The organism is Streptomyces sp. NRRL B-24572 (assembly GCF_002156145.1).
GTDB classification, from domain to species: Bacteria; Actinomycetota; Actinomycetes; order Streptomycetales; family Streptomycetaceae; genus Streptomyces; species Streptomyces vietnamensis.
In genome coordinates, this window is the sequence record NZ_MWIG01000750.1 from 1 (window position 1) to 6,524 (window position 6,524).

The following is a 6,524-nucleotide window of genomic DNA, read 5'->3' on the forward strand; positions in this document are numbered from 1 at the left end:
CCGCGCCCACTGCCGCGGCCGCGAGGCCGCGGGCGCGGCGATACGGCTCGTCGACTGGTCCGCCGCGGCACCGCGCTGACGCGCGGGAACGGCCGGGCGCCGCACCGTGCCGACGGACGTGAGACGGTCGGGCGCCGTCACCGGTGAGCGGCCGTCCCCGCTCCCGCGAGGGCACCGCCGACCGGTGCGGCCCGCCGGCCTGTGCGGTCCGTCAGCCGATGGGGTGTCCCGCCAGCGGGTCCGTGGCGTCGCCCGCGCCCGCGCGGACCCCGCGCAGGAACGCCTCCAGGGCTTCGAGCGAGCTCGCCGCCGGCTCCCACCCCAGCTCCTGCCGGGCCCGCTCGGTGGCGAGCAGCGGCAGGTGCCGCAGCGCGTCGAAGAGCCCCGGGGAGGCGGGGACCAGCCGCAGCCGCCAGGCCGCCGACAGGGCGCCCCGCACCGCGCCGGCGGGCACCTTCACCGGCCGGGCGTGCAGCAGCTCGCCCAGCGTCGCCCCGTCGATCACCGGATCCGCGGCGAGGTTGAACGGGCCCCGGACATCCCGCAGCAGCGCCCTGCGGTAGGCGTCCGCCGCGTCCTTTGTATGCAGGACCTGGAAACGGAGCCCCTCGAACTCCGGGAGCAGCGGCAGCAGTTCGGGCCGCATCAGCTGGCCGGGGAAGAACCGCCCCGCGAAGATCCGCCGCTGCTCGCTCGCCGACTCCTCCTTGAAGAGGAACGCCGGACGCATCCGCACCACCCGGGTCAGCGGATGGTCCCGCTCGAAGGTGTCGAGGACCCGCTCCAGATAGGCCTTCTCGCGGGTGTAGGCGGCGCCCGGCCAGCCGTGCGTCGGCCAGGCCTCGGACACCGGGGCGCCACCCTCGGGACCGGGGGAGTACGCGCCCACCGAGGAGGCGTACACCAGGACCGGCACCCGTGCCGCCGCCACCGCGTCGAAGACGCGGACCGAGCCCAGGACGTTGGTCCGCCAGGTCTCCACCGGGTCGTGGGTCGGACCGAACCGCCAGGCCAGGTGCACCACCGCGTCCGCGTCCGCCACGTACTGCGCGAGCCGGGGTCCGTCCCCCTCCAGGGAGAGGTCGAGCTCGGCCCACTCCACCCCCGGGAGGTCGAGGCCGGGCCGCCGCCGGGCGAGGCCGAGGACCGAGCCGACGCCGGGATCGCTCGACAGGACCCGGACCAGGCTCGTGCCCACGTTGCCGGTGGCGCCCGTGACGACGACGCGTGCAATCGTGCTCGGATTCATGTCTCCGACCCTCCTCCATGGGCGGCGGCGGCGCACTCCGGGGGCCGCCCGGTGACGTACCGCTCACCCAGCGTGTCCGTCCGGGTCGCGGACACGGCCGACGACCGGGACCATGAAGCGACTCAGGAGACAGGAGAACGGCCATGCTGCTGCCCGACAGGAACACCGTCGACCGGCTGCTCCGGCATTTCCGCGCCCAGGAGCGGACCGTGCGGGACAGGCCGTGCGACCTGTCGGCCCGCCGGCGCTTCGAGGACACGGCGTACACCCTGTGCGTCCTGATGGGAGAACGCACCACGGGCGAGGCCGTCCTCGCCGCGGAGCGCTATGTGACGGCGCAGGAGATCAGGAATCGAGAAGCCTGGTCCCCGTACCGCCACTAGCGTGACTCCCATGACCGACGGAAACACGAAGAGCAGGGCCCCGAGGGCCGACGAGCAGGCGCCCGCACCCCACGCCGCCGACCGCCACGACCTGATCCGCGTGCACGGCGCGCGCGAGAACAACCTCAAGGACGTGAGCATCGAGATCCCGAAGCGCCGGCTCACGGTCTTCACCGGCGTCTCCGGCTCGGGCAAGAGCTCCCTCGTGTTCGACACGATCGCCGCGGAGTCGCAGCGGCTGATCAACGAGACGTACAGCGCCTTCGTCCAGGGCTTCATGCCGACGCTCGCCCGGCCCGAGGTCGACGTCCTCGAAGGCCTGACGACCGCGATCATCGTCGACCAGCAGCGTCTCGGCGCCGACCCCCGCTCCACCGTCGGCACCGCCACCGACGTCAACGCGATGCTGCGGATCCTCTTCAGCCGACTCGGCGAGCCGCACATCGGCCCGCCCAGCGCGTACGCCTTCAACGTCCCCTCGGTCCGCGCCAGCGGCGCGATCACCGTCGAGCGCGGCGGCAGGAAGACCGAGCGGGCGACCTTCGAGCGCACCGGCGGCATGTGTCCGGGCTGCGAGGGCCGGGGCACGGTCTCCGACATCGACCTCGCCCAACTCTTCGACGACTCGAAGTCGCTCGCCGAGGGCGCGCTCACCATCCCCGGCTACACCTCCGGCGGCTGGAACCACCGCCTCTACGCCGAGTCCGGCTTCGTCGACCGGGACAAGCCGATCCGCGAGTACACCGAGAAGGAACGGGCGGACTTCCTCCACCACGAGCCGGTCCGGATGAAGATCGCCGGCATCAACATGACCTACGAGGGTCTGGTCCCGCGCATCCAGAAGTCCTTCCTCGCCAAGGACAAGGAGGGCATGCAGCCCCACATCCGGGCCTTCGTCGAGCGGGCCGTCACCTTCACCACCTGCCCCGACTGCGGCGGCACCCGGCTCAGCGAGGGCGCCAGGGCCTCGAAGATCAAGAAGATCAGCATCGCCGACGCCTGCGCGATGCAGATCAGCGACCTCGCCGACTGGGTCCGCGGCCTCGACGAGCCCTCGGTGGCGCCCCTGCTCACCGCCCTCCAGCTGACCCTCGACTCCTTCGTCGAGATCGGCCTCGGCTACCTCTCCCTGGACCGGCCCTCGGGCACCCTGTCCGGCGGCGAGGCACAGCGCGTCAAGATGATCCGCCACCTCGGCTCCTCGCTCACCGACGTCACGTACGTCTTCGACGAGCCCACCATCGGCCTGCACCCGCACGACATCCGGCGGATGAACGACCTGCTGCTCCAACTGCGCGACAAGGGCAACACGGTGCTCGTCGTGGAGCACAAGCCGGAGACGATCGTGATCGCCGACCACGTCGTCGACCTCGGCCCCGGCGCCGGTACGGAGGGCGGCACCGTCTGCTTCGAGGGCACCGTCGACGGGCTGCGGGCCGCCGGCACCGTCACCGGCCGCCACCTCGACGACCGGGCCGCCGTCAAGGAGTCGGTGCGCACGCCCACCGGGGCCCTGAAGATCCGGGGCGCCTCCACGCACAACCTGCGCGACGTCGACGTCGACATCCCGCTCGGGGTGCTCACCGTCGTCACCGGCGTCGCCGGCTCCGGCAAGAGCTCGCTCGTCCACGGCTCGATCCCCGCCGGCGAGGAGGTCGTCTCCGTCGACCAGGGCGCGATCCGCGGCTCCCGGCGCAGCAACCCCGCCACGTACACCGGCCTCCTCGACCCGATCCGCAAGGCCTTCGCCAAGGCCAACGGCGTGAAGCCGGCGCTGTTCAGCGCCAACTCCGAGGGCGCCTGCCCCACCTGCAACGGCGCGGGCGTCGTCTACACCGACCTGGGGATGATGGCCGGGGTCTCCTCCACCTGCGAGGACTGCGAGGGCAAGCGGTTCCAGCCCGCCGTGCTCGAACACCTCCTCGGCGGCCGGGACATCAGCGAGGTGCTCGCGATGTCCGTGACCGAGGCCGAGGAGTTCTTCGGCTCCGGCGAGGCCCACACCCCGGCCGCGCAGCGCATCCTCGCCCGGCTCGTCGACGTCGGGCTCGGCTACCTGAGCCTCGGCCAGCCGCTCACCACGCTCTCCGGCGGCGAGCGGCAGCGGCTCAAGCTGGCCACGCACATGGCCGACAAGGGCGGCGTCTACGTCCTCGACGAGCCGACCACCGGCCTCCACCTCGCCGACGTCGAGCAGCTCCTCGGCCTCCTCGACCGGCTCGTGGACTCCGGCAAGTCGGTCATCGTCGTCGAGCACCACCAGGCGGTCATGGCGCACGCCGACTGGATCATCGACCTCGGTCCCGGCGCGGGCCACGACGGCGGAAAGATCGTCTTCGAGGGTACGCCCGCCGACCTCGTCGCGGCCCGCTCCACCCTCACCGGCGAACACCTCGCGGAGTACGTCGGCGCCTGACCCGTGCGAACAAGGCGGCGATCCGGGGCTCGGCCACCGGGTCGCCGCTCAGTCGCCCGTACGGGGAAAGAGCGCCCGGGGCACGTCCACACAGGTGTCCCGCGAGACGGGTCCGCCGAACCGCAGCCGGTCGTACGCCGTGAACGCCGGCTCCAGGGCGTCGAGCGCGTCCACGCGCGCGTGGAGGGCGGCGCGCCACTCCGGCGAGGGATCGGCGCCGGCGGCCGCATCGGCGCCGGCGGCCGCGAGACGCGCGGTGATCTCCGCCGTCAGCTCCTCCTTCCTGCGGATGTTCGCCGGGGTGACCGCGTGCAGACAGACGTACTGGCCGCTCAGGTACGCCGCCCACTCCTCGTCGCCCCGATCCGGGTCCTCCCAGTGCCCGGTGAACCACGCGCGCAGACGGTCGACACCGCCCGCCGCGTCGGCGAGGGCGAACAGATCGCGCGGCACCATCTCTGCGCCGTCCGACCGCAGATAGCCGGGCAGCGGCAGCAGGCCCGCGAGCATCAGCCGCCGGACCTCGTCGGCGTCCCGGCCGAGCGCGGCGCACAGCACGTCCAGCGGGACGAACTGGGCGGAGACGTACGCGTCGTCGTCGGCGGTCATCGGATGGTCGCCGTTCACCTCGCGGAACCGCTCGGCGATCCGTACCGCCACGGGCACGTCGTCCGTCATCGCGTCACTCCCTCGGGAAAGCAGTCCGGGCCGGTCCCGGACGGTGTTCCCGCAGGCTAGGAGCCGGACCGTGCGGCGCCCACCGAACCGTCGCCGACACGACCGGGTCAGGTGTCTCCAGTGGCGCCGCACGACCGGCGGTCCATGGCGCGGGCGCCGGGCCCGGTGGCCGATGGCGCGGAGTCTCAGGCACGGCGGGCCGTCCTGCGCCGCCACCCCCACAGGGCGAGCGCGGCGGCGCAGGCCGAGCCCACCAGGGCCAGCGGGAGTCCGGCGGACGGGGCCGAGGCCTCCGCCGCCCGGGACTTCTTCCCGGGCGCGGCCGCCGCCTCGGCCCTTGCCTTCGCGCCTGCCCCGGCCCCGGCCTCCGCTCCTGCCTCCGCGCCTGCCTGGGGTGCCGTCGCCACCGCCTTCGTGCCCGCTTGGGGTGCCGTCGCCACCGCCTTCGCGCCGCGTTCCTCACGGGCCACCGACACCGCCCGCGTGCCCGCGTCGGCCGCGGCCTTCGTGCGTACCGGCGCGAGCGAGCCCACCGGCTGCACCCGACCCGCCGCCTCGAAGCCCCAGTCGAGCAGCTCCCGCGCCTCCTCGTACACGGCGAACCCGCCGCCCTCCTGAGGGTTCATCACCGAGACGACGAGCGTCCGGTCACCGCGCCGGGCCGCCGAGACCAGCGTGTTGCCCGCGTTGGTCGTGTAGCCGTTCTTGATCCCGAGGAGCCCCGGGTAGCGCTCCACCCCGTTCTCGCCGGTCAGGAGCCGGTTGGTGTTGGCGATGCCGTACGACCAGGAGCCCGCGGGGAACTCCGCGTACGCCGTCGAGCAGTACCGGGCGAACTCCGGGTCCTGGAGCCCGATCCGGCCGAAGACCGCCAGGTCGTACGCGGAGGACACCTGGCCGGGGGCGTCGTAGCCGTCGGGGGAGACCACGTGGGTGTCCTCGGCGCCCAGGGAGCGTGCCTTCTCCTGCATCTGCCGGGTCGTCGACTCCCAGCCGCCGTTCATCTCCGCCAGGACGTGCACGGCGTCGTTCCCCGAACTGAGGAAGACGCCGTTCCACAGATCGGAGACCTTGTACGTGTACCCCTCCTTCACGCCGACCAGGCTGCTGCCCTCGCCGATCCCGGTCAGCTCGGAATCGGCCACGGTGTGCAGCTCGGAGGGCTTGTGGCGGGGGAGCGCGGTGAGGGCGAACAGCGTCTTCAGCGTGCTCGCCGGGGGCAGCTTCCGGTGCGCGTTCCGCGCGGCGAGCACCTCGCCCGAGGAGGCGTCCGCCACCACCCACGACAGAGCGGAGACCGAGGGCACGGCGGGTGCGCCTGGCAGCCGCTGCACCTGGGTGCCCTTCCGGGAGAGCCGTGTCCGGTCGACGTACTGGCGCGCGGGCGGGATGGGCTCCCCGACGGAGGACACGACCCGGGAGACGGGAGTGGCGGGAGAGGCGACGGCCGCCGGAACGGGCAGCACGAACAGCAGCGCCGCGGAACCGGCGGCGGCGTGACGGACAGCTGACGTGACGATCATTCGGCCACCGTAGGAAGGAGGCGCGGACCGCGCAGATCGGAGTGCGCCGACCGGCGTAGCGGGTGTGGCGTACGGCGGCGAGTCGTGCGTCCGCCCGGGTGGTGCCGGTCCCGCCGAACGGGCCCGGACCCGCTGTCGGTGACGCGGGGCATCCTTGTGACGTGCCCTCATACCCGCATCAGAGCAACGCCGTTCCGGACGGGAGCCCCGCCGCGGCCCCCGTCGGTGCGCCCGGCCGCCCCGCCGTGCCCCCGTCCGGGACCGCGCTCCTCTGC

Annotated in this window: 5 protein-coding genes; 2 read left to right on the top strand and 3 right to left on the bottom strand. The window is 73.4% G+C overall.

Going from position 1 to position 6,524, the window contains the following annotated elements:
- Window positions 1–211: 211 nt before the first annotated feature.
- Window positions 212–1,249: an NAD-dependent epimerase/dehydratase family protein gene (locus CCN56_RS35060; protein WP_086831831.1), complete on the bottom strand. Its 1,038-nt coding sequence runs from the start codon at window positions 1,247–1,249 to the stop codon at window positions 212–214.
- A gap of 143 nt (window positions 1,250–1,392) precedes the next feature.
- Between CCN56_RS35060 and CCN56_RS35065 the strand changes: the two genes are divergently transcribed.
- Both CCN56_RS35065 and CCN56_RS35070 read left to right on the top strand, forming a co-directional pair.
- Window positions 1,393–1,632, top strand: coding sequence for a DUF5133 domain-containing protein (locus tag CCN56_RS35065; protein ID WP_052498942.1), 240 nt, complete (start codon window positions 1,393–1,395; stop codon window positions 1,630–1,632).
- A gap of 10 nt (window positions 1,633–1,642) precedes the next feature.
- Window positions 1,643–4,048 (top strand): excinuclease ABC subunit UvrA, encoded by a 2,406-nt coding sequence (locus tag CCN56_RS35070; protein ID WP_086831834.1) that lies wholly within the window; start codon window positions 1,643–1,645, stop codon window positions 4,046–4,048.
- A 48-nt stretch (window positions 4,049–4,096) separates the two neighbouring features.
- Here CCN56_RS35070 and CCN56_RS35075 read toward each other — a convergent pair whose 3' ends face one another.
- Entirely contained in the window at window positions 4,097–4,726 is a 630-nt protein-coding gene (locus CCN56_RS35075) for a DUF6058 family natural product biosynthesis protein (protein WP_086831832.1), read from the bottom strand.
- A 185-nt stretch (window positions 4,727–4,911) separates the two neighbouring features.
- Entirely contained in the window at window positions 4,912–6,249 is a 1,338-nt protein-coding gene (locus CCN56_RS35080) for a D-alanyl-D-alanine carboxypeptidase family protein (protein WP_086831833.1), read from the bottom strand.
- Window positions 6,250–6,524 lie beyond the last annotated feature (275 nt).

Bases quoted from the DNA above. Each gene is read 5' to 3' on its own strand.
- CCN56_RS35070 (WP_086831834.1), top strand. From the start codon at position 1,643: ATGACCGACGGAAACACGAAGAGCAGGGCCCCGAGGGCCGACGAGCAG.
- CCN56_RS35060 (WP_086831831.1), bottom strand. From the start codon at position 1,249: ATGAATCCGAGCACGATTGCACGCGTCGTCGTCACGGGCGCCACCGGC.
- CCN56_RS35080 (WP_086831833.1), bottom strand. From the start codon at position 6,249: ATGATCGTCACGTCAGCTGTCCGTCACGCCGCCGCCGGTTCCGCGGCG.
- CCN56_RS35065 (WP_052498942.1), top strand. From the start codon at position 1,393: ATGCTGCTGCCCGACAGGAACACCGTCGACCGGCTGCTCCGGCATTTC.
- CCN56_RS35075 (WP_086831832.1), bottom strand. From the start codon at position 4,726: ATGACGGACGACGTGCCCGTGGCGGTACGGATCGCCGAGCGGTTCCGC.